Origin of the sequence: Actinoallomurus acaciae (assembly GCF_042429965.1) — a bacterium.
Taxonomy (GTDB): domain Bacteria; phylum Actinomycetota; class Actinomycetes; order Streptosporangiales; family Streptosporangiaceae; genus Actinoallomurus; species Actinoallomurus acaciae.
Window position 1 is genome coordinate 1 of sequence record NZ_JBHLZP010000831.1, and the last position, 2,437, is coordinate 2,437.

Annotated in this window: 2 protein-coding genes and 1 pseudogene; 1 reads left to right on the top strand and 2 read right to left on the bottom strand. The window is 72.8% G+C overall.

Features of this window, described 5'->3' with window-relative positions:
- The coding region (mshC, locus tag ACFFNX_RS47660; protein WP_378213040.1) for a cysteine--1-D-myo-inosityl 2-amino-2-deoxy-alpha-D-glucopyranoside ligase at positions 1-1,065 on the bottom strand (1,065 nt) is incomplete at its 3' end.
- Positions 1,066-1,198: 133 nt separating this feature from the next.
- On the opposite strand from mshC, the gene ACFFNX_RS47665 reads away from it, so the two are divergent.
- Entirely contained in the window at positions 1,199-2,167 is a 969-nt protein-coding gene (locus ACFFNX_RS47665) for an alpha/beta hydrolase (protein ID WP_378213041.1), read from the top strand.
- Positions 2,168-2,177: 10 nt separating this feature from the next.
- Here ACFFNX_RS47665 and ACFFNX_RS47670 read toward each other — a convergent pair.
- A pseudogene (locus tag ACFFNX_RS47670) lies at positions 2,178-2,437 on the bottom strand (NRDE family protein); the annotation flags it as partial.

Below are 2,437 nucleotides of genomic sequence, written 5' to 3' on the forward strand. Positions count from 1 at the left end.
GACCTCGCAGCCGGCGAGCCGGGCCGCCTCGCGCCAGCGCGCCAGGCGGGCCTCGGCGGCGGTCAGGTCGTCGGCGGTCCACCCCCAGTCGGACCGGTAGTGGTGCGCCAGCAGCGCCAGCCGGATCGCCATCGGGTCGGCGCCGTCCCGGCGCAGGCCCGAGACGAACACCAGGTTCCCCCGCGACTTGGACATCTTCTCGCCGTCGAGGCCCACCATGCCCGCGTGGACGTACGCCTTGGCGTGCGGGCGCTCGCCGGTGGCGATCTCGGCGTGGGAGGCGCTCATCTCGTGGTGCGGGAAGACGAGGTCGGAGCCGCCGCCCTCGACGTCGAAGGACATGCCGAGGTTGTGCACCGAGATGGCGGAGCACTCCACGTGCCAGCCCGGACGGCCCGGGCCGAACGGCGAGTCCCAGGACGGCTCGCCCGGCCGCGCGGCCTGCCACAGCAGCGCGTCGAGGGGGTCCTTCTTGCCCTTGCGGTCGGGATCGCCGCCACGTTCGGCGAACAGCGGCAGCATGTCCGCCGTGCTCAGGCCGCTGACCGAGCCGAACTCCGGATCGACCGAGATCGGAAAGTACAGGTCGCCGTCGAGGTCGTACGCGGCGCCGCGCGAGCGCAGCCGTTCGATGAACTCGATGATCAGCGGGATCGACTCGACCGCGCCCGCGTACTCGCGCGGCGGCACAACGCGCAGCGCGGTCATGTCGTCGCGGTAGAGGTCGATCTCCCGCGCGGCCAGGGCGCGCCAGTCGTCGCCGGTCTCGTTGGCGCGTTCCAGCAGAGGATCATCGACGTCGGTGGTGTTCTGCACGTAGTGCACCTCATGGCCCGCGTCACGCCAGACCCGGTTGACCAGGTCGAAGGCGAGATAGGTGGCGGCATGCCCGAGATGGGTGGCGTCATAGGGGGTGATGCCGCACACGTACATCCGGGCGACCGGGCCCGGAGTGATCGGGCGCAGCGCGCCCGCGGCCGAGTCGTGCAGTTTCAGCGGAGGCTCCGCGAGCGGCAGGCCGTGTCCGGCCAGGCTGGGGACCTCGGGGGCAGGCCACGATCGCATACCCCGCAGCCTATCCGCGACGGACGGTGGCGGAGCAGGGGGATCGGCGCGGGTAAAGATTTGTCCTGGTGAGTGGCGGCGGCCGACCGGCCCCGCGTGAGTGTGCGAATCTGGTGCCGCTCTGCCCCCCGTCATGACTGATCGCCGGGATTCCGCCTGCATCGTGTCGAAACACCGCAAGTCCCATCATCGTGGCCGGCGCCTCGCCGGCCTTTCGCTGTGGGCGGGAACACTGGTCCTCGCCCTCGGCACGGCCTACGCCTCGGTCAACGTCGGCGCACATCACGGGTCTTCGGCCGACACCCGCGGAGTGCGCGAGACCGACACGCCGTCGCCGGCCCGGCCGGGGCTCAGCCGGATCGACATCACCGACCCCGCCGACCACAAGTCCTACGGGGTGTACGTCTGGCGCCCGGACGTGCCGGAGACGCGGACGCTCCCGGTGCTGTACTTCCTGCACGGCGTGCCGAGCGACCCGGAGACGATCGTGCGGTACGAGGGGCTGGCCGACCAGGTCCGGTCCTACATCGCGCACGGCGGCACGCCCTTCGTGCTCGCGGTCCCCGACGGCAACGGCAGCCACCACGACGACACCGAGTGGGCGAACGCGGCCGACGGGTCGGACCGGATCGAGGACCGCGTCCTCGACGAGGTCGTCCCGGCGGTCGAGGGCGCGCATCGGCGCGACGCGGCGCACCGGGCGATCGCCGGCTTTTCGATGGGCGGCTACGGCTCGATGAACCTCGCCCTCCGCCACCCCGACGTCTTCGGCGCGGTCGCCTCGATCTCCGGCTACTTCCACGTCGATGACCCCTCGCACATGTTCGCCGACCGGCCCGACCTGATCGCGGCGAACCGGCCGGACGAGCACATCGCCTCCGCCCGCCGGGTCCGCGTCTTCCTCTCCGCCGCCGAGGACGAGACGAACCCGGTGGTCGACGGCGAGCCGCAGCGCTTCAAGAAGCTGCTGGACGACGCCGGGGTGCCGGCGACGTTCGTCGAACGGCCCGGCGGGCACGACTGGGACTACGTGCGGAGCGTGCTGCCGGACGCCTTCGCGTTCCTCGCCCGCGGCTGGACGGCCGCCGACGCGACGAGGTAGCCGTGCGGGGTCAGGGCAGCGGGACGGGCCGCCAGGCCGCGGGATCGCCCGGAGCCGCGGTGAAGTCGTAGCCGGTCATCGCGTCCACGCCGAGCGTGGTCAGCGAGATCGAGGTCGTGCCCCAGACCCGGCCGTCGTCGAACTCGCGGCGGACGATGAGCGCCCGGGCGTCGGCGGGATCGAGCCCGTCGCCGTCGAGCAGCCGGCGCCAGCTCGCGGCGTCGCGGGGAGCCGCCTCGAACAGCGGGCGGAAGTGGGCCGCCCGGGCGG